This window comes from Corynebacterium sp. KPL2825 (genome assembly GCF_037908445.1).
GTDB classification, from domain to species: Bacteria; Actinomycetota; Actinomycetes; order Mycobacteriales; family Mycobacteriaceae; genus Corynebacterium; species Corynebacterium kefirresidentii.
The window spans coordinates 21,172-41,044 of record NZ_JBBMGI010000009.1 but is presented as its reverse complement, the minus strand read 5'-3'; the positions used below and the strand labels follow the sequence as shown (position 1 = coordinate 41,044).

20 protein-coding genes are annotated in these 19,873 nt (G+C 59.3%); 10 read left to right on the top strand and 10 right to left on the bottom strand.

The window, feature by feature from the left end:
* Positions 1-65 precede the first annotated feature (65 nt).
* The 6 genes from WMQ00_RS08270 (at position 66) to WMQ00_RS08245 (ending at position 5,820) form a co-directional block, all read left to right on the top strand.
* A complete protein-coding gene (locus tag WMQ00_RS08270; protein WP_340440873.1) occupies positions 66-1,424 on the top strand; it encodes an amino acid permease in 1,359 nt (452 codons plus the stop codon).
* 17 nt (positions 1,425-1,441) lie between these two features.
* Entirely contained in the window at positions 1,442-2,413 is a 972-nt protein-coding gene (gene dapD, locus WMQ00_RS08265) for a 2,3,4,5-tetrahydropyridine-2,6-dicarboxylate N-succinyltransferase (RefSeq protein ID WP_239206831.1), read from the top strand.
* A 99-nt stretch (positions 2,414-2,512) separates the two neighbouring features.
* A complete protein-coding gene (locus tag WMQ00_RS08260; protein ID WP_340440891.1) occupies positions 2,513-3,844 on the top strand; it encodes an amino acid permease in 1,332 nt (443 codons plus the stop codon).
* 376 nt (positions 3,845-4,220) lie between these two features.
* Complete coding sequence (locus WMQ00_RS08255) at positions 4,221-5,066, top strand: type IV toxin-antitoxin system AbiEi family antitoxin domain-containing protein (RefSeq protein WP_259824392.1); 846 nt, start codon at positions 4,221-4,223, stop codon at positions 5,064-5,066.
* A gap of 69 nt (positions 5,067-5,135) precedes the next feature.
* Entirely contained in the window at positions 5,136-5,345 is a 210-nt protein-coding gene (locus WMQ00_RS08250; RefSeq protein ID WP_023021845.1) for a helix-turn-helix transcriptional regulator, read from the top strand.
* Positions 5,338-5,820: a hypothetical protein gene (locus WMQ00_RS08245; RefSeq protein WP_023021846.1), complete on the top strand. Its 483-nt coding sequence runs from the start codon at positions 5,338-5,340 to the stop codon at positions 5,818-5,820. Before WMQ00_RS08250 ends, WMQ00_RS08245 begins: the two co-directional genes overlap by 8 nt.
* Before the next feature lie 183 nt (positions 5,821-6,003).
* Here WMQ00_RS08245 and WMQ00_RS08240 read toward each other — a convergent pair whose 3' ends face one another.
* From WMQ00_RS08240 to WMQ00_RS08210, 7 genes are read right to left on the bottom strand one after another with little or no spacing between them, the layout of a single operon-like run.
* A complete protein-coding gene (locus tag WMQ00_RS08240) occupies positions 6,004-6,567 on the bottom strand; it encodes a GtrA family protein (RefSeq protein ID WP_005323549.1) in 564 nt (187 codons plus the stop codon).
* A gap of 30 nt (positions 6,568-6,597) precedes the next feature.
* A complete protein-coding gene (locus WMQ00_RS08235) occupies positions 6,598-7,437 on the bottom strand; it encodes a pseudouridine synthase (RefSeq protein WP_284799327.1) in 840 nt (279 codons plus the stop codon).
* A complete protein-coding gene (gene dapC / locus WMQ00_RS08230) occupies positions 7,430-8,518 on the bottom strand; it encodes a succinyldiaminopimelate transaminase (protein WP_340440872.1) in 1,089 nt (362 codons plus the stop codon). The genes WMQ00_RS08235 and dapC overlap by 8 nt, the downstream gene beginning before the upstream one ends.
* Before the next feature lie 3 nt (positions 8,519-8,521).
* Positions 8,522-8,845, bottom strand: a complete 324-nt coding sequence (fdxA, locus tag WMQ00_RS08225) for a ferredoxin (RefSeq protein WP_005323553.1) — start codon at positions 8,843-8,845, stop codon at positions 8,522-8,524.
* Between the two features lie 53 nt (positions 8,846-8,898).
* The gene (locus tag WMQ00_RS08220; RefSeq protein WP_340440890.1) at positions 8,899-9,276 is read right to left on the bottom strand and encodes a hypothetical protein; all 378 of its coding nucleotides are present in this window, start codon (positions 9,274-9,276) and stop codon (positions 8,899-8,901) included.
* Positions 9,276-10,145, bottom strand: a complete 870-nt coding sequence (locus WMQ00_RS08215; protein ID WP_340440871.1) for a PIG-L family deacetylase — start codon at positions 10,143-10,145, stop codon at positions 9,276-9,278. The genes WMQ00_RS08220 and WMQ00_RS08215 overlap by 1 nt, the downstream gene beginning before the upstream one ends.
* Positions 10,135-11,766 (bottom strand): ABC transporter family substrate-binding protein, encoded by a 1,632-nt coding sequence (locus WMQ00_RS08210; protein ID WP_340440870.1) that lies wholly within the window; start codon positions 11,764-11,766, stop codon positions 10,135-10,137. The genes WMQ00_RS08215 and WMQ00_RS08210 overlap by 11 nt, the downstream gene beginning before the upstream one ends.
* A gap of 89 nt (positions 11,767-11,855) precedes the next feature.
* Between WMQ00_RS08210 and WMQ00_RS08205 the strand changes: the two genes are divergently transcribed.
* Positions 11,856-12,518 (top strand): GOLPH3/VPS74 family protein, encoded by a 663-nt coding sequence (locus tag WMQ00_RS08205; RefSeq protein ID WP_259824397.1) that lies wholly within the window; start codon positions 11,856-11,858, stop codon positions 12,516-12,518.
* Positions 12,519-12,529: 11 nt separating this feature from the next.
* On the opposite strand, the gene typA is transcribed toward WMQ00_RS08205, so the two are convergent.
* A complete protein-coding gene (typA, locus tag WMQ00_RS08200; RefSeq protein ID WP_086588097.1) occupies positions 12,530-14,440 on the bottom strand; it encodes a translational GTPase TypA in 1,911 nt (636 codons plus the stop codon).
* Positions 14,441-14,667: 227 nt separating this feature from the next.
* On the opposite strand from typA, the gene WMQ00_RS08195 reads away from it, so the two are divergent.
* The 3 genes from WMQ00_RS08195 to WMQ00_RS08185 are packed head-to-tail and all read left to right on the top strand — an operon-like array spanning position 14,668 to position 16,932.
* Positions 14,668-15,444 (top strand): Rv1157c family protein, encoded by a 777-nt coding sequence (locus WMQ00_RS08195; RefSeq protein WP_259824398.1) that lies wholly within the window; start codon positions 14,668-14,670, stop codon positions 15,442-15,444.
* Entirely contained in the window at positions 15,445-15,981 is a 537-nt protein-coding gene (locus WMQ00_RS08190; protein ID WP_284835702.1) for a DUF402 domain-containing protein, read from the top strand.
* A gap of 3 nt (positions 15,982-15,984) precedes the next feature.
* Complete coding sequence (locus WMQ00_RS08185) at positions 15,985-16,932, top strand: DUF808 domain-containing protein (RefSeq protein ID WP_340440869.1); 948 nt, start codon at positions 15,985-15,987, stop codon at positions 16,930-16,932.
* Between the two features lie 21 nt (positions 16,933-16,953).
* Here WMQ00_RS08185 and zupT read toward each other — a convergent pair whose 3' ends face one another.
* Together zupT and WMQ00_RS08175 are read right to left on the bottom strand one after the other, a co-directional pair.
* Entirely contained in the window at positions 16,954-17,751 is a 798-nt protein-coding gene (gene zupT, locus WMQ00_RS08180) for a zinc transporter ZupT (protein ID WP_248099014.1), read from the bottom strand.
* A 34-nt stretch (positions 17,752-17,785) separates the two neighbouring features.
* A complete protein-coding gene (locus tag WMQ00_RS08175) occupies positions 17,786-19,723 on the bottom strand; it encodes a BCCT family transporter (protein ID WP_200287796.1) in 1,938 nt (645 codons plus the stop codon).
* Positions 19,724-19,873 lie beyond the last annotated feature (150 nt).

Sequence of the window (19,873 nt, the reverse complement as noted above, 5' to 3'; positions counted from 1 at the left end):
TAGCTCCCCGCATTGTGTAAAGTTCACTTCACTGTAAATATTTCGTCCTCCCTAAGGTGATAACAATGGCCGAAACCGCTCAATTGAAATCCCGTCATCTCACGATGATGGGCCTTGGCTCTGCCGTGGGCGCCGGCCTCTTCCTCGGAGTAGGCCTCGGCATCCAGATTTCCGGCACCTCCGTGCTCATTTCCTATGCCGTGGCCGGCGCGCTCATTGCGCTAGTGATGTGGATGCTCGGTGAGATGGCCGCCGCCCGCCCCTCTTTGGGGTCATTTTCCACCTACGCCGGTCAGGCCTTCGGACACTGGGCACGCTTTACCATGGGATGGATTTATTGGTTCATGCTAATCATGGTCATGGGCGCCGAAATCACCGGGGCGGCCGCCATCATCTCCAGCTGGTTCGATATCGACCCGTGGATTCCGGCACTTATCGCCGTGGCATTCTTCGCAGTGGTCAATTTCGCGGCCGTGGGCGGATTTGGCGAGTTTGAGTTCTGGTTCGCCATCATCAAGGTCGGCGTCATTGTCGCCTTCCTTGCCATAGGCGTGCTCATGGCGCTGGGCATCCTGCCCGGCATGGATCTCTCCTTGGCCGGGACCAATTTCACCGCTAATTTCCTGCCCAATGGCATGCCCGGCTTCGCCGCCGGATTGCTAGCCGTGGCCTTTGCCTTCGGCGGTATCGAATTGGTTACTATCGCGGCGGCCGAATCCGAGGACCCAGCACATAACGTGGCCACCGCGGTCCGCGCCATTATCGTGCGCATCATGATCTTCTACATCGGCTCCATCGTGGTTATCACCATGGCGCTGCCCTTTAGCTCCATCCAGGACGCCGACGTAGCCGCCGATTCCCCCTTCACCCTCGTGCTTGCGGCCGCCAAGATTCCCTTCGCGTCCGGTTTCATGGAAGCGATTATCGCCTTGGCGCTGCTCTCCGCCTTCAACGCGCAGATCTACGCCACTTCCCGCTTGGTCTTTGACATGGCTAAGGATCACTGCGCCCCAGGATTCTTCCTCAAGCAAAATCGCGCTGGCTCCCCCATCAACGCGGTCATTTTGTCCATGGTCTTCGCCTTCGCTTCGGTAGGCCTGCAGTTTTGGAACCCTCCGGGGCTCCTAGCATTTCTCTTCAATGCAGTGGGCGGGTGTCTGCTGGTCATCTGGTCCTTCATCGTGGCTTCCTTTATCAAGCTGCATCCCCAAATGCGCGACAATGGCGAGTTGACCGATCTGCGTGTGCCCGGCTTTCCCTGGCTGCCGTGGGTCACGGCCGCGGCGCTGGGCGGGCTCACCCTGCTCATGCTCTTTGACCCAGATGCACGCAACCAGGTCATCTCGGTACTCATCCTCGCTGCGATACTCGTCGTCTTGTCCTTCGTACTACCCACCGGCCAGCGCGCAGAGACGCGGAGGTAGTTGCTAAGCTAGCGGGCATGACTTCTGCATCCGCACGTGGCCTGGCAACCATTACCCATGACGGCACCGTCTTGGACGTCTGGTTCCCAGCCGTTTATACCGATAAGACCGTAGAGACCACCGAGACCAAGCGCTTGGAGGAGGTCCCTCAGCAGTTCTCCGCGCTGGCAGGCCCGGACGAGGAGCGCGGCGTGGCCCGCGTTGCTGTCGAGACCTCCATCAAAGATCTGGATGACGCCCCCGTCGATACCTACGATGCTTACCTGCGCCTGCACCTCCTTTCTCACCGCGCGGTCAAGCCGCACGGCCTGAATATGGATGGCATCTTCGGCCACCTCAATAACGTGGTCTGGACTAACTACGGCCCCTGCGCCGTCTCCGATTTCCAGATGGTGCGCGGCCGCCTTGCCTCCCGCGGCCCGGTCGTTGTCTACTCCGTTGATAAATTCCCGCGCATGGTGGACTACGTTGTGCCGTCTGGCGTTCGCATTGGCGACGCGGACCGCGTGCGCTTGGGCGCCCACCTTGCTGAGGGAACCACCGTCATGCATGAGGGCTTTGTGAACTTCAACGCCGGCACCTTGGGCGCCTCCATGGTGGAGGGCCGCATCTCCGCGGGCGTCGTCGTGGGCGATGGCTCCGATATCGGCGGCGGCGCGTCCATCATGGGCACCTTGTCCGGCGGCGGCAAGGAGGTCATCTCCATCGGCGAGCGCTGCCTGCTCGGCGCTAATTCCGGCATCGGCATTTCGCTTGGCGACGACGCCGTAGTCGAAGCCGGCCTCTACGTCACCGCCGGCACCAAGGTGACCGTCTTTGGCAAGGTCGCGGAAGCACTGGGCGTCGACAATGGCGAGGCCGTCAAGGGCTCCCAGCTCTCCGGTGCCTCCGGTATGCTGCTGCGCCGCAACTCCGTCTCCGGTGCGGTTGAGGCTGTGGAATGGAAATCCGAGGCCGTCGCGTTGAACGACGAGCTGCACAAGAATTAATACCCCCGATTCCTATAGCCTTATCGGGCAAAATAAGATGGAGGGGTGACTGATAACTCCTCCACCCTCGGTTCTGGCCTGAAGGTCCGCCACCTAACCATGATGGGGCTTGGCTCCACCATCGGTGCCGGACTATTCCTCGGCACCGGCGTCGGTATCTCCGCCGCCGGTCCTGCCGTGCTCCTCGCCTATATTATCGCCGGCTTCCTGGCCATTTTGGTGATGCAGATGCTGGGCGAGATGGGCACCGTTATCCCCGCCTCCGGCTCTTTTTCCGAATATGCCGAACATGGCATCGGCCGCTGGGCGGGCTTTACCCAGGGCTGGATTTATTGGCTAGCCACCGTCGCCGTACTCGGCGCCGAAATCACCGGCGCGGCCGGATTCATTGGCTCCTGGTTCGACGTCTCGCCGTGGATTCCCGCCGCTATCTGCGTGGTCCTCTTCGGCATCATCAACCTGCTGCGCGTCCGTAGCTTCGGCGAATTCGAGTACTGGTTCGCCCTCATCAAGGTCGTCGTCATCGTGGCCTTCCTCATCATCGGCGTGCTGCTCATCCTGGGCCTCCTGCCTGGCCATTCTTTCATCGGCACCTCCGTCTTCCTCGAGGACGGCTTCATGCCCAATGGCCTCGGCGGCGTCGCGGCCGGCCTTTTGGCCGTAGCCTTCGCCTTCGGCGGCATCGAAGTCGTCGCCATCGCCTCTGCCGAATCCGAGGACCCCGAAAAATCCCTGGTCAACGCCGTGCGCTCCACCATCTTGCGCATCTCCGTGTTCTACTTGGGCTCCGTTCTCGTCATCACGTTCCTTCTGCCTTATTCCATCTTGGGAGGTGCCTCCACGGCCGCAGAATCGCCCTTCACCATGGTCCTCGAGCGCGCCGGCATCCCGGGTGCGGCCGGCATCATGGAGGTTGTCATCGTCCTTGCGTTGCTTTCCGCTTTCAATTCGCAGATCTACGCCTCCTCTCGCATGATGCACTCGCTGGCCTCCCGTGGCGAGGCTCCACGCATCTTCACCACCACCAATAAAGACGGCGTACCCACCACCGCTATTGCCCTGTCCGTCCTACTCTCGGCCGTCATAGTGGTGCTCAACTACGCCGATACAGGTTGGCTTCTTACCTTCATGCTCAATGCCGCCGGTGCCTCCCTGCTCATCGTGTGGGTATTCATCGCCGTCAGCCAGCTGCGCCTGCGCCGTCAGCTCGAAGCACTCCATCCCCTTCCCATCCGCATGTGGGCCTTCCCCTACCTGACTTGGTTCGCCCTCGCGCTCTTTGCGGCCATCGCGGTGCTCATGCTTACCGACGCCACCGCCCGCAGCCAACTCCTCTCCGCCGCCGCTATGTTCGCGGTGCTCGCCGTCGCCGGTGTCATCAACTCCAAGGTTCGCGGCATTGACCCCACCTCCACCCTGCCGTTGACTTAGCCCCTCCCCTCCCCGCTGTCCCTTCTCCCTCTGCCCTTCGCGCTCACCGGCGCGAGAATGGACGTCTCTTTTCGTCTCCCAGTGAGCGCGAGGGGGTGAGGTGCCCAACGCTCCGCCCGCCGCGCTCACGGGGAGCGAATGGGGACGTCGGAAAGCTCTGCCGGTGAGCGCAAAGGTCGTGGGCTTTCCACCGCTCCCCTCGCGCTCACCGTGAACACGGGTCGCTGCCAAAGGGCGGCTGCCGGTGAGCGCGTGGGGCGGTTATCCACAGCGTTCCAGGCCACGCGGCGGAAAATCGAGCCCCGTCCCTGAGTTATCCACAGGTTGCAGCGGGAAGCGTAGCCATCACGCACTGCGGCCGTTTACGTTTATTTCCATGGGGGAATGGACAACCGCGGAACTGCGTGAGCAGGGTTTAAGTAAAGAGGCGATTCGCCGCAAGGTGCGTGAGGGCAAGCTGTACCGCGTGCATCGGGGGATTTATACCGATTCGTGGACGCCCCTGGCGGTGGCGCGGACCTTGGCGCATGGGCTCAGCCGAATCCATTTCACCGGAAAGACTGCACAAGAGATTTATCTCGGCCGGCAGCTAACCTTTCCGTTGGAAGCAGAGGGACCTCGTACATTGAAGGGAAAATGCTTCCGAGTTTCGCACTCGCGTCTCCGGGCCACACACAAGGTCAACGGCCTACCGGTGGTGCAACCGCTATGGGCTGCACGCAGAATTTCGCGCGCATGTAGGCCTTTATTGGAAGACTACTACCAAGGAAAGCACGGCCCCAACCGCCTAGAAGAGGACCGTCGGCGAATGCGGCGCGTCCCGACGCCTCTTAAAGAGGCTATACGACACGCTGCTATAGGCGCGGATAGCTCACCGGAACGCACGCTAAGCAGGCAGCTGCGCGCAGAAGGTATCTTCCCCAAGCACAATGTTCTCATCGCCGGCTACCGCTTTGACCTGAAGATTGGCAAGCTGCTGGTGGAAGTTGACGGCTGGGAATACCACAAGCACAGTGTGGCCTTTCAAGCTGACCGTTCCAAACAAAACGCGGCTGTAGCCCATGGTTATACCGTTTTGCGTTTTACTGCCGACGACATCATCCACCACCTCAACCAGGCCGTTTTGCTCGTCAAGGCCACGTTGGAAGTGCTCAAAGGCGGTAGTCCGCAGCTCCCTACCTCAGCCACTGTGCCCTATTGGCAGTGGCACCTGTGCGTATAACCCTTGCCTTAGTGACAACTTTCCTTTACACTAGGTAATGTAAGAACGACACCCCGTAAAGGAGACCAGATGGCCGAGCACCCCAACATGGTCCGCAAATGGCGCCGCTGGCTCGAATTATCACAAGCTGAACTCGCCAGAAGAGTTGGCGTCTCCCGCCAAACCATCGCCAATATCGAACGCGGCAACTACTCGCCCTCCGTGCACCTCGCGCTGGATATTTGCCACGAACTAGGAAAAACCGTCGAAGAAATTTTTGGAGCTGAACAACATGATTAACGCCATCGCCAATTACTCCCTCAAGGAAATCGATCGCGCGACTCGCGATGAGTTCGAACGCGACACGCTTTATAAGGCCTGCGTAATCGGAATGACCCCAATCTCGTTCCTCGAACTCGTCGTCGCCGCAATTCTCGCCTGGGTCCTTCCTGGCCAAATGTCCATGCTGTGCTTCCTCGCGCTCGTGCCGTCCATCGTGGGCAACTTCATCGGTTCTGCTTGGATGCGCAAGCGCGTGGCCACCCCAATTGTTAGCCGCAATTGGACGGCTATCGCTGTCTACCTCATCCCTCTTATAGTCATGTTCGCCGGCATTGCCTTTAACGCCTACGCGCCTGCCGACGGCCACGACCCCGTCTCCTACCTCATCGGTACCGCAGTCGGCGCCATTGCCGTGCTCGCCCTCACCCCCTTCTTTCGTCGCCGCCAGCACCGTCGCGACCAAGCTCGCCTCGATGCCGAGTTAGAAGACTAGTTTCACTCCGGCACCTCACCCCGCCCTTCGCGCTCACCGCGGACGGCGGGTTTTCTTTGTTTTCGTTCCCCGTGAGCGCGGCGGGAGGTACTGTCTCCTTCGCGCTCACGGGGAGAAAGAAAAATCCCCGCCAACCTGCGCTGGTGAGCGCGGGGGCGGAGAGGAAGAAAATACGGGACCTAGCTAGGCCGGCTCGGTTTCCTCGACAAGTTGCGGCGTCTTCGGCTGCGAGCGGAAGGTCCACAGCTTGTTCAAGATAAAGTTAATCGGCATAGCGACAATGATAGAAATGGCCGATGCCCAGTACACCTTTGTACGCAAACCGGTCGAATCATCCAGAATGTCTGAGGGCAAATGCAGCGGCGAAGTCGGATTCATTAACAGTGTCGCCACAACTTGACTTACGATAAAAGCTCCAATTCCAGCGAGAAGGAATGGGAAGAAACCGCGCAGCCAAGACACCTTCGCCACCGATCGGAAAGTCCACATGCGATTCAGCTGGTAGTTCCAAGTGTTGGCGACCAAAAACGCAATGGTCAAAAACACATGGTACCAACGGATATGGAAAACAGAGCCGAAGAGATTGATGAAGGGATCATCCGCCTCGATGCCGCCAGACCACCAAGTAATCTTTCTGCACAAATAGACCACAAAGAGATTAACCGCGGTACCGGAGCCGCCAACAATGCCGAATTTGAGAAACTGCCCAAAATTGGACACAAAGCGCGCGACGCTGAGGTCTGCCATGGGCCGCCTTTCTAGCCAGTGATTTAATAACTACTCGATTGTAGTTCTTAAGTCCTGCGAACTGAAAAATTGACGCTCGGATTGTGATAGAGGATCTATAAAAGAGATAGCCTCATGGAGTAGGGCGAGCGGGGCGCGAAAATCATAGAGGTCGAGCTTGCGCGGGGCGGGGTACGTGTCGTCCCCGAGAAGCGGGTGCCCCAGATGATTAAGCAGCACGCGCAGTTGGTGGGTATGGCCGGTGCGCGGCCACATGGTCACCTCCCGGCCGGCGGCGCGCACATACGTAGAGGTGGGCGTGCCATCGGAAGCAACGAGCACCTGGCGCGAGCCGCGGGGCTTGTGCATGTGCAGGGTGATTTCCCGATCCACATAAAGCGGCCGCTTGACGACGCCCCGATACCTCTTCACCGCACTCCCCTTGCCAAAGATGCCCTGGTAAGCGGCGCGAGTGGCGGGATTGCGAGAGCAAAGCACAAGGCCGGCCGTCAGGCGGTCTAGGCGATGCAGCGGCACGATATCGTCGTCGCCAAAATCTACGCGCAGGCGGGTTTGCAGCGTTTCGCGTTGTAATCGGCCATTGGTGGTCGTGGGCAGAAAGTGCGGCTTATCGGCCACGATGAGGTCGCGGTCGGCGTAGATGACTGAGTAGTCGAAAGGAATGGGGCGCTCGGCAGGCACAGTGGGGTGATACCAGGCCGGCACGGGACGCGGCAGCTCGGCCCCAGCCGGCAGCAAAGCCCCAGGTGGATAGGGAGAATCGCCGGCGCGAGCGGCGAAGTACTCCCCTTTTTCGGGCACGTGGCCGCGCAGGACCGTCTTGCGCGGGGATATGCCCTCGCGTGCGGGAGGCCTGCCGGAATTAGGCACCGGCGAGGCGGTCTACTGCAACATCGATGCGCTCATCGGTGCCGTTGAGACCAATGCGCACGTGCTTCTCGCCTGCTGGGCCATAGAAGTCACCAGGGGCGGCGAGGATACCTCGCTCGGCAAGCCAGTCGATGGTCTCGCGGCAATTCTCGCCGCGGGTGGCCCAGAGGTACATGCCGGCATCGGAGTGGTCGATGGTAAAGCCGGCGTCGACAAGCGCGTGCATGAGCACCGCGCGACGGGAGGCGTAGCGGTTGCGCTGAAGCGTCTCGGTGTCGTCGTCGTTAAGCGCGGCGACCATGGCGGCCTGGATGGGCCCTGGGACGATGAGGCCGGCGTGCTTGCGCAGCAGCAGCAGCTCGTCGATGAGGTCGTTATCACCCGCGAAGAAGCCGGCGCGGTAGGAAGCCATATTCGCGGTCTTAGACAGCGAATGCATGGCAATCAGCCCGGTGTTATCGCCGTCGGTCACGCGCGGATCGAGGATGGACACCGGCGGATTATCGTCATTCCAGCCCAAGCTCATATAGCACTCATCGGAGGCGATGATGGCGCCGGACTCGCGCGCCCACGCCACGATGCGACGCAGCTCCTCCACCCCGAGCACACGGCCCGTGGGATTGGATGGCGAGTTCAAAAAGACCAAAGAGGCGTCTTGGAATTCGGAATCCGCACGCAGCGGAGTGGCTCCGGCAAGCAGCGCGCCCACCTCATAGGTGGGATAAGCCACCGAGGGGAAGGCGACGGTCTCGCCGCGCATGCCCAAAAGCGTGGGCAGCCAGGCGATGGCCTCCTTGGTACCAACCACCGGCAGTACGCGATCGACCTGCATATTGTAGCGGCGGGTCAGCGCGGCGGCGATGGCCTCGCGCAGCTCCGGGGTGCCGGCGGTCTGCGGGTAGCCGGGGGCCTGCGCGGCTGCGGTCAACGCAAGCTGCACGCCTGGGGATACAGGGTCAACGGGGTTGCCCACCGAGAGGTCAACGATTCCGCCCGGGTGGGTCTGGGCCTTCTTCTTGGCGCCGGCCAGTGAATCCCAGGGGAAGTCTGGAAGCGTCTTTCCTAGCGGTGCGCGAGCCATGTCTTACTCCTGATTCTGTGGCGGAAGCGCGGCAATCATCGGAACGTCAAAGTCCTGCGGGCCGAGGGCAGCTGCGCCACCCGGAGAGCCCAAGTCATCGAAGAAGGCTGCATTAGCGTCGTTATAGTCCAGCCACTCATCGGGAACGTCATCCTCGTAGAAGATGGCCTCGACCGGGCAAGCCGGCTCGCAGGCGCCGCAGTCCACGCACTCATCCGGGTGGATGTAGAGCATGCGCTTGCCCTCGTAGATGCAGTCAACAGGGCATTCCTCAACGCAGCTGCGGTCCATTATGTCAACGCAAGGCTGTGCGATCGTATAAGTCATGGAGATTCCTTGAAACTTCCTGATGTCTCGGATTTGGGATGTTTAACAGTATGTCACTTCTGCTTGAAAAATGGCCAAACGCCCCCGCCTATACCGGCCAAAAGCAGGAGCAGGCTGAGAATATTATTGGCCAAGAGCATGTCTCCTGTCATCGGCACGAGGAGCATGAAGGCAAAAAAGCCCAGGCACCAGACGATGAGCGGGATGGCGCTGACTACCGGCGTCCGGCTCCACAAGCGGGCGGTGCGGGTGAGCACGGAGTTGAACCACCACGCAATCACAATCGTAATGGGAAAGGCTACGCTCGCCCCATTCGATAGCGGGATGCGGGCGGTGAGATAAATGACCTCGAGAAATACCGAAAGCATCGCGCCGATAGCCAACCACACCAGGCCGGTTACCTGCTCGCCGCGGCTAAAATCCGTGCGCATCACAGGCCACCGAGCAAATCATCGGACGGCTCGCCTTGGCCCAGCTGGAAGTATTCGGCAGGCAGCAGCGGCATAACTAGCAGATTGGACAGGCCAAAGGCGCCGGGCACGCGCTGAGGTTCATGGAGCGCGGCCACAGCGGACGCGGGATTGGTGCGGGTGGCGGAGCCATCGGCCAACCAAATTTGGGAGGCGTGAGCGCGCATGGCACGGCGCTTGGCGTCCAGGGCGGCGTCAGACAGAGCGACAGTGACATCAGCCCCCTCGTTGGTGAAATTGTCCAAGTAGTCCTGGCTGGGCTTGGTCCATCCAGCTGGGGCATCGAGGGTTTCCAGGCCGGCGTAGTTAGCGGCGCGGTCAAAAGTGCCGTACCAAATGCGCACGCTTGGCGACGCCGCCTTCATCACCACCTTATGCACCGCAATGTGATCCGGGTGGCCATATCCGCCATCGGGCCCGTAGGTCAAAATGGCGTGGGGGTCAATTGCTTCGAGCTCTTCACCGAGGAAATCGGCAGCCTCATCGATACGATTGACCAGCGCGCGCGAATCTTCGTGGGAGGGTGAGCCCGTCATGCCGGAGTCACGGAAGTGACCGAAGCCGCCGAGCTGGATTCCCTTTACTCCAAGAGCCTCCAGTGCGTTAGCCAATTCGCGAGCGCGAAAGCCGCCGAGCTGATCATGATCGGCCAGGCCCTGGTAGGGCTCACCAATAACCTCGCCGTCCTCGCCCAAGGTGAGCGTAATAACGATGACCTCGGCGCCGCGTGCAGCGAGGCTCGCCAGGGTACCGCCCATAAAAAGGGTTTCATCATCCGGGTGGGCGTGGACTGCCACCACGCGATAGCCGGTTAAATCCTTAGTCTTCATCTATCCTCCAGCGGGGCGCGGTGATAAGACCCCCGTCCCAATCATCAATGCTTTGGCCGGGGCCTACAATACCCTTCCCGAGCGCGTGGATACGCGTCTCATCCATCAACGGCACGTAGAGCGCTTCTTTAGAGTTCACTTCTCGAATGCGGCCGAGCGCCTCCTTCGGGCTCATGGTCCCAGACAAGATTTCCTCGCGAATCTCCTCCGCATTCTCCGGACAGATTCCGGACAAATCGCCTGCCAGTGGTTGTTTATTATCGCAGCTAAAGATATTTGCCGCGGCCAACGAGTTCAAGGAGATATCTTCCCAAGTAACCACGGCATCCACATCGCCTTCGGGCAAAAGCTTGGAGGTTATTGTGGTCAGGCGCTCGGAAACCACCTCGGCATCTATCCCGTGGGCTTCCAGGACATCGTAGAGGGTATTTGCCGCGGCCAAGGCAGTGGGGCTAGTAGGGTCTACCGCAAAGCGAATCGGTTTCTTACTGGCGCGTGCGCGCAACGCAGTAAGATCCGTGTCTTTGCTTATAGGGTTATTTCCGGGCTCCAGATTGGAAGCGCGGCCGGTGGCCAAGCGGGCGACCTGATCCGTATCAATCAGTGAGGCCAATCCGCGGCGCTCTGCCCTTTCTTCCAATGCGCCTTCTGCAGTAGACATGTGCAGGCGCAGTTGGCGTGGGCGGGTAAGTGCTTTTTCAGAAACATGCCCTAAAAGGCCCAACGCCTCCTCTGAGGTTTGGTCCGGAGTAAAGTCCGCGAATCCAATCTGTCCGGAGCGCAGCATATTCAGCGCCTGGGTGCTATCGCGTACCTCACTTAGCTGGATGACATCCACTTGGGCAGGATTAGCGCCCCAGAACCTATCGTTTCGGTTCAACGTAATGACTCCGCGTCCCCGGTCCACGCTATCGACAAGGAAGCGTCCGGCCGATGCCGGAATCTTATCCGCTAATGCGGAGCCGAAATTATCATCTTGCAATAAGTGCGAAGGCAGTAGGTTATGGAAGAGCAGGTGCCAGTCCTTAACCTTCTGGGAAAAATCCACCGTGACTACGCGACCACCATCAGAGGTATTCACGGCCGAGATGGCGTGGTAGCCAGCGGGATCTCGTACACCGGCGGTCGTGGTCATCTGCTTCCACAAGTAGCTAAAGTCCGCGCCAGAGATGGGAGTGCCATCCGACCACTGCGCGGGCGATGCAATCACGTAGCGCACCCGCTGCGCCACTCCCTTGGGGGCATTTACCTCGGCGGCGGATTCCAGGATATCGGCGTCCCTCTGACCGCCGTGGAAGGTTGAGGGCAGCACCAGTTCCGCAATCTGGTCCACCAGCTCGGAGTTATTGGCCACCAGGTGAGGGTTTAAGCCCGCGCGCAAGGGATCTACGCCCACTGAGATAGTAGGACGCTTAGCGGAATCGGCGTCTTGGGGTGGCTCTTCTTGCTGTTTTGCAGTGGTGGTGGCCTGGTCCTCTTGCAGCGCGGAGGCATTATCCTCCACCACCGGTGGAGGACCAGGGTTAGCCGCGCAAGCGCTTAAGAAAGCAAGGCTAGCGGCGCTCAGCACCGCCGCCATTGCCGACGCCGCGCGCCTTGTTGAAGCCGGATTCTTTTTCATCGCGGACTACTTTAGTCCCTCTACCCCGCCGAAACGAAGATATTCGGCGCTAGACTCAGGCTCAGACCGCAACTTTGAGGGAGGCACCAATGCTGATTTGCCAAGAAATGTTCCTGCTATTAACCAAAGACAATGGCAAGAAAGAAGACTGGGTGTCCAATAATGAGGCCGCCCTACGCGCTACCGTCCTCGCGGACCTACTGCTGGGCGGGCACGTCGAACTTGCGGAAAAGAAAAAGGTAGTAACTACCACCCAGCGCCCAAAGAACCCAGTTTTGGCCTGGGCATGGGAGGAGCTACAGCAGCACAAGACCGCCAGTACAAAGGAGCTCTTGGAAGCTTCTTGGTTTACCCCACGGGAGATCATCGCCTTGGATTTCCACGCGAATGGCCAGCTCGACATAGAAAAAGCCAAGTGGTGGCAATGGGGCGGCGACCGCTACATCATGACGGACTTGGAATTAGAGCACCAACTGCGCGAGCGGCTGGTCGCGGTGCTGGAAGCACAACGTCCAGCCGAGGTCAATGACGTCATCATCCTCGATATCCTCCGCGAAGTCTCCGGTGCCTATACTCTGCTCAAAAATGATGCGGAGGGCATGAAGCGACGGGAAATGCGGGCACGCATTCAGGAGATCAAAAAGGAGGTGACATATGACAAAACCGCCTCCTCAGCGGTTAAGGCCGTAGTAGAGGAGGCGGCAGCAGTAGCGGCGGTGGTTGCCACTTCAGCGGCAATCACTACCACCTAAGGTGGTGCTCACTACTTATTCATCTGCTTCGCGCGGGCGGCGGCACGCTTGCGGTCAGTAGCGGAAAGCTCTACCTTGCGCACGCGCAGGACGTCCGGGGCGACCTCGACGCACTCGTCGTTGCCACAGAATTCCAGTGCTTCTTCCAAGGAAAGGGTGTGTGCCTTGGCCAGGGTGACCGTGGCCTCCGCAGTAGCGGAGCGCATATTGGTCAGCTTCTTTTCCTTGGTGATGTTGATGTCAATATCCTCATCACGGTTATTGGCGCCAACGACCATGCCCTCATAAGCCTCGGCGCCCGGCTCGACGAAGAAGTTGCCGCGGTCAGCCAACTGCGTCAGCGCGTACTGGGTGATCTGGCCGGTGCGGTCAGCCACCAGGGAACCGGTCGGGCGGGACTTGATATCGCCGGCCCAGACATCCAGGCCGTCAGAGATGGAGTTAGCGATACCGGCACCGCGGGTCTCGGTCATGAACTGGGTGCGGAAGCCGATGAGGCCACGGGCAGGAACGCGGAAGATCATGCGTACCCAGTCGCCCTCGCGCACATCCATGGCCTGCATCTGGCCCTTGCGGGCGGCCAGCAGCTGGGTGATAGCACCTTGGTGCTCGGACGGGGAGTCAATGGTGAGGATCTCGTATGGCTCGTAGGTCTTGCCGTCGATTTCCTTGGTCACAACCTGCGGCTTGCCAATCGTCAGCTCGAAGCCTTCGCGGCGCATGGACTCAATCAGCACGGACAGCGCCATCTCGCCACGGCCCTGTACCTCCCAAGCGTCGGGGCGCTCGGTGGGCAGCACGCGCAGGGAAACGTTACCGATGAGCTCTTGCTCCAAGCGGGCCTTGACCATACGCGCGGTGAGCTTATCGCCGCCGCCCTGGCCTGCCATCGGGGAGGTGTTCACGCCGATGGTCATGGAGATGGCCGGCTCGTCTACGGTGATGCGCGGCAAAGCCTCAGGGTGCTCCGGATCGGCGATGGTGTCACCAATCATGACGTCAGAAATGCCGGAGATAGCCACGATGTCACCGGCGATGGCTTCCTCGGCCGGCTGACGCTCGAAGCCGACGGTGCGCAGCAGCTCGGCGACCTTCACGGTCTTGGTGTGCTGGTTGCCATCCTCGTCGTAGTGGATCCAGGCCACCTGCTGGCCCTTCTTAATGCGGCCGGCGTAGATACGCAGCAGCGCGATACGGCCTAGGAAGTCGGAGGCGTCCAGGTTGGTCACGTGCGCCTGCAGTGGGGCGTCGACGGTAGCGGAAGGCTCTGGGAGGACGTTATAGATGACGTCGAAAAGCGGCTGCAGATCCTCGCCCGCAGGGACGTTGCCATCGCCTGGGTTCTCGGTGGAGGCAACGCCGGCGCGGCCGGAAGCGTAGAGAACCGGCAGGTCCAGCAGCTCCTCGGCGGCGGCTGCAGCTTCCTCATCCTCCAGGCCGGCGGCGATTTCCAGCAGGAGGTCCTGGGACTCGGAGACAACCTCGTCGATGCGGGCATCCGGGCGGTCAGTCTTGTTCACGCAGATGATAACCGGCAGCTTGGCTTCCAGTGCCTTGGTGAGCACGAAGCGGGTCTGCGGCAGCGGTCCCTCGGAGGCATCGACGAGCAAGACGACGCCATCCACCATGGAAATACCGCGCTCGACCTCGCCACCGAAGTCGGCGTGGCCTGGGGTGTCGATGACGTTAATAATCAGGTCCTGGCCGTCCTTGCCTAGGCCCTTGCGGTGAATGGCCGTGTTCTTGGCCAGAATGGTAATGCCGCGCTCGCGCTCCTGATCATTGGAGTCCATGACGCGGTCCGTGTGTTCACCGTGGTCACCAAAGGCGCCGGACTGCTCCAGCATGCCGTTGACCAGGGTGGTCTTGCCATGGTCAACGTGCGCGACGATGGCAACATTACGGAACTCGGTATTACTCACTAGTGGGGTTCTCCTTCGGAGGATCTACAGCGCTTGCGCGCGCGAATTTGATCTTGAACGAGCTCCCACGATACCCCCTTAAAGGGCCAAGTGCAGCATTGGGGTTGGCTTTACCCGGTAACGCACCGTATAGGGCGAGCGAAGATTCTTATAGATCGCAAACACACTTGACACCTCCCTAGCTATCACTATCGTTACTTTAGGTACTATTGTTACGATTGTGACTAATGGGGTTTGAATGCCCTGACCGAGACCGCACCCAAGGAATTGATAACGTGAGCAACGCCCGCACCACCTGGCGCCTATCCGGCCGCATCGGTTATATTACCGCCGCCACGGCCGCGCTCATCGGCCTCGCCTCCCCACTCGTCGCCCCAGCGCAGGCATCTGCACCAGACCTTTCTATCCTGGTGCAGCAGGCTTCTTCCCATAGCCCCCTCGACGAGCTAGGCCGCCCCAATCAGGAAACCCAGGACCGCATCCGCGCTTTTGCGGCACAACCTTGGATTCCCGAGGATGTTCACAACGCTATTCTCTCGGGCCTCGCGTTCTTCGCCGGCGGCGGCGATGGCAAGGGCGGCGTGGCTATGCCGGAGGGCAATAACCCGAATTTCCGCCAGTTTTATTGGCCCACCGTCTCCGCACATTGCATCGGCGGCACCAGCGATGCCATGGGCTCGGCCATTGCCGTACCTGGCCCCACGGAAATGCCAGCACCTGGTGCACAACCCGGCGAGACCGTCTTCCTCTTTACCGCTCTTGGCACCCCTCCGGCCGCGCGCGAGCAGGGCGGAATGAATGTGCAGTGGTTCAACCTAGATACCCTGCGCAGCGGCATCACCCCGCTGAATAACAATGGCATCAACCAGGATGGCCCCACCACCTTGTCCGGCACCGCCCAGACCGGCAAAGGCACCGTTATCGCGCTTCTATCCGGCGGCGTTAATACCCAAGAGTCCCACTGCAAATTCGCCCCCACTGCCGCTTTCCTTGAGGTGAAGTAGATGGCGGTGGACCTCCATCCGGTCAAGCGCGAGACCTTTAATACCATCGATTACACCAATACCGACCCCAAAGGTTTCCTGCGCGAGGTCGATACCTACACCGAAACCGAGTTTGGTCTGTACATGGCCCGCGGCGCCGATCACCCACGCTTTGGTTACCTAGAATCGTGGCTGCTACCCGGCCTTAACCTGCGTGCCAATATCTTTCACTTCCGTCCGGGCGTAGACGTCCACCAAGATTTTTATATCGACGTTGCCGAAATCCAGCGCGATGGTGCGCTCTGGACCACCCGCGATCTTTATGTGGACCTGGTCGCAACGCGCGACGAGCCCATTTCCGTCCTCGATATTGATGAGCTCTCTGCCGCCACCTCCGCTGGCTTGATTACTGCCGAGGAGGCAGAAAAAGCGATCGACACCACCCTAACCGCAGTGGAAGGCATTACTCGCAGCGGTGACGATGCGATGGCTTGGTTGGCACATCAAGGGATAAACTTGACGTGGTCCGATGACATTACCCTAACCCCAGAAGGATAATCTATGGCCGGTGGCCTATTTGCGCTGCTTGACGACGTCGCTTTGATCGCCCGCTCCGCAGCTTCCAGCGTTGACGATGTGGCCGCACTCGCGGGCAAGACCTCGGTGAAAGCCGCTGGTGTTGTAGTCGATGATGCCGCGGTAACCCCGCAATACGTCGAAGGTATTAAGCCGCAGCGCGAGCTGCCGATGATTTGGCGCATCACCAAGGGCTCGCTTATCAATAAGCTCGTTATCATCTTGCCCATCGCGATGATCCTCTCCTGGATCGCGCCGTGGGCACTCACGCCTATCTTGATGTGCGGCGGTACCTACCTTTGCTTCGAGGGTGCCGAGAAGATCTTGCACCACCTTCTTCCCCACCGAGAAAAAGAAACCGAATCAGTCCAGGAAAAGGGTGCCGACGCCGAAGACAGCTTGGTCAAGTCCGCGATTACCACTGACCTCATCTTGTCGTCTGAAATCATGGTCATTTCCTTGAACGAGGTCATCGACCAGCCGTTCTGGATGCGACTCGGGGCCCTCATTTTCGTCGGCATCTTATTGACCTTGGGTGTCTACGGCGCCGTGGGCCTATTGGTCAAGATGGACGATATTGGCATGGCTTTAAATGAGCGCCACAATGGCAAGTCCACGGTGGGCAACGCGCTTGTCAAAGGCATGCCCATTGTGCTCGATATTATCGGCATCATCGGCACCGCCGCGATGCTATGGGTCGGCGGCCATATCGTGGTCAAGGGCCTGCACGAATTCGGCATGAATCAGCCGCACGAATTCATCGTTTCCGTGACCGAAAAGATTTCTAATGGCGCCCTGGCTTGGCTGGCAGAGACCGGCATGTCTATGGTTTGCGGCCTAGTTCTCGGCACGGTCATCGCCACCATCGTCATGGCAGTCAAAGCTTCCTTTGGCAAGTCCTCGAGCACCTCTTCCACGCCGGCAGAGGCTTAAGCTTCAAGCACAGTAGGCCTGCTACATAAATAGCATCAGCGATACCGCCATTACTGCCATTCCGGCGATCAGGCCATAAACGGCATGATGATGCTCGCCGGTTTCTTCGGCGGTGGGCAAAAGCTCATCCAACGAGATAAAGACCATGATGCCGGCGATGGCGGCGAAGCTGATTCCCATTGTCGCCGGCCCAATAACCGGCATGAGAAGGCCGAAACCAATGAGTGCGCCAATCGGCTCCGCCAGCCCAGACAAGGTGGCCCACCAAAAGGCCTTCGTGCGTGATCCGGTTGCCTCCCGCAGCGGGACGGCCACCGCGATGCCTTCCGGGATATTGTGAATGGCGATTGCCACCGCCACCGGCACCGCGATTTCCTTAGACTCTAGGCCGGATAAGAAGGTGGCGAATCCTTCCGGAAAATTGTGCAGCCCCAGCGCGCAGGCGGTAAATACGCCAGTTTTCATCAGCTTTTTGCGGCGGGCCTCTTCGGCCGTCGTAGCCGGCTCATGGGGATTGATCTCTTCCGGCACGAGCCGGTCAATGATGGCGATAACGGCAATGCCAGCAAAGAAGGCACCGACGGCGGCCCAGGTGCCAGCGGTTTCTCCCCCGAGGGCGTCGGAAAGCTGGGACATGCCTTCGGGGAGAATCTCCATGAAGGAGACGTAGAGCATCACACCGGCCGAAAGACCTAGAGCTGCAGCCATGAAAGCCGAGCCCGGCTGGCGCTTTCCCACCGCCAAGGCTCCGCCAATCGAGGTCGATAGCCCCGAAAGCAGCACCAAGGCGAAGGCGAAAACAAAGGTACTAAGAGTCATAGCTGGCACCCTACCTGATAATAATTATCAGGTATTAACCCTCATCTTTGTCCTCAGGCACAGGAGAGATAAATTCGCCATTCTTGATAGAAGGATCATTATCCACGTACTCGCCTGTCTCGTAGTCATAGCCCACAGCGTGGCCTTCCTCGTCCGTGCGCGCGTACCAATCGGTCACCTCTGCTGCAGTGGAGTTAAAGTGCGCGCCCGTTGCATAGTCCCCCTCCGTCGGTTCAATGGACAAGGCAAAATTATCGCCATAATCGCGCACGCCACGCACAATCGCATTAGAAACCGCCTCATCCTCGTAGAAGTGACGGATAGAGATTGGATCATGGCGCAGCTCGCGCACCAGCGCGATACACATAAGCACAATGATGACCGCAAATGGCAGAGAGGTAATCGTAATAAGATTCTGCAGGCCCTGCAGCGCATTGCGTCCGCCAGCGAGCAAAATGACCACGGCGATGCCGGCCATGCACACCACCCAAAAGACGGTAACAATAGGGTTTGGCTTGGGGTTACCCCGCTGCGTGAGCTGCGAGTTCACAATGGATGCGGAGTCCGCCGTGGTAATGAAGAAGACAACCAGCATGAGAATGACAATGGGTGCCATCCACTCCGCACCTGGGAAATGGTCCAGGACCTTAAAGAAGATATCTTCTGCCGCCGGCATAGAGTCAATAGTGCCGTCCGGGGCGATATCGCCATCGCGGCGCTGCAGCCAAATGGTGGTGCCACCAAGAATGGTAAAGGCAGCAACAATGATGGCCGATGGAATAAGCAGCACGCCAAGCACGAATTGGCGGATGGTACGCCCGCGCGAAATCTTGGCTACGAAAACACCCACAAACGGTGACCACGATACCCACCAAGCCCAGTAGAAGGTGGTCCATGAGGAGAGGAATGCCACCATATCTTCGCCCTCGCCCATATTGGCAGAGAGCATCTGCGGCATTTCATCGAGATACTCAATCACCACTGCCGGCAACATGTTGATCAAGAAAGCGGTGGGACCTACCACGAAGAAGAACAGCGCCAGCGCAAGCGCTAGCACCAGGTTGATATTTGAGAGCCAACGAATGCCCTTAGCCACGCCCGAAACGGCCGAAAAAATCGTGCCGATAGACAGCACCACGATAATGATCAGCGCCGCAGTATTGCCGGTGGTGGACCAGCCGCTAACCAATTCCACGCCGCGGCCGATCTGCAGCGCACCAATGCCCAAGGTCGCGGCGGTACCAAAGAGCGTGGCAATAATGGCCAGGCCGTCGATGATGCGCGCCGGCAGGGAATCCGTAGAACGATTGCCAAAAAGCGGCATCAAAATGGAACTCATCAGGGGAACGCGGCCGCGGCGGAAAGACACATAGGCCACGCACAAGCCCACGATGGCATAGATTGCCCAAGCATTAAATCCCCAGTGCATTGCGGCCTGAGCCATTGCCCCAAGCACGGCTTTATCGCTAGCTGCCTCGTACGCGCCTGGCCGCGGCGAAAGGTAGTAGCTCAGCGGTTCGAAGGGGCCGAAGAAAATAATGCCGATACCAATGCCAGCACCAAAGAGCATCGCAGCCCAGCTCACCGTGGAAAACTCTGGCTTCTCCCCATCGAGCCCCAGTGGAATCTTTCCGTACTTGGAAAAGGCCAAGATGAGGAGCAAAAACATCAGGAACGTAGCCAAGGCAGTAAAAATCCAACCCAAGTTGCGCATTACCCAATCCAGCGCGGCCGAAGAGGCATCAAAGACTTGCTCGGGCGCAACCACACCCCAAATGACGAAGGCCATGACCAGGCCGCCGACCGCCACAAGGATCGGCTTATCCACTCCATATTTAACCTTCTGATCCTCAATGGAAACGCCCGGCACCAGCGCAGGGTGGATATTATGCGGGTACATAATGTCTTTGAGAATGCGCTTTGCGTTACGGGTGCGTTTTTTACTTTCTTCCGAGCTATTTACCCCGCGCACAGGGCGGGATGAAGAAGACGGTGAAGAAGAGATGGTTCTACTCCTATTCTATTTTCAGGCGTCACTTTGAAAGAGCTGTCTACACATTAATAAAAACTCGCTGGATATAAAGCTGGCATCAGCCTTACCCCCATATGCGTAAAATAGGTC